The organism is Undibacterium sp. SXout20W, from assembly GCF_049340285.1.
GTDB lineage: Bacteria > Pseudomonadota > Gammaproteobacteria > Burkholderiales > Burkholderiaceae_D > Undibacterium.
The window spans coordinates 1-286 of record NZ_JBMPPH010000132.1 but is presented as its reverse complement, the minus strand read 5'-3'; the positions used below and the strand labels follow the sequence as shown (position 1 = coordinate 286).

Below are 286 nucleotides of genomic sequence, written 5' to 3'. Positions count from 1 at the left end.
GAATTAGCGCAGCAAGAGGCCGACACGAGAATTTTATTTGCCGGTTTTGACGGCTCCGACTCGGGCATATCTGCATATAATATTAAACAAATCCCGGGAGCAATATCCGATTCGTTCGGTGAAGAGGGTAACAATCTCGCGAAACAAATTGGCATCACGTCTACCCCTGAGGGCGCCCCAGCAAACGGCACCTATGGTGCAATCGACGACGGTAACGGTAATATACTTGTTGCGTACGCTGCAAAGACTCCCGACGGACAGAAGCACATTACAACTGTCGGTGAGC

1 protein-coding gene is annotated in these 286 nt (G+C 50.3%); it reads left to right on the top strand.

The features are described from left to right. Positions 1-286 (top strand): hypothetical protein (locus tag ACO0K1_RS20325; RefSeq protein WP_423029034.1); only part of this gene is annotated, 286 nt, incomplete at both ends.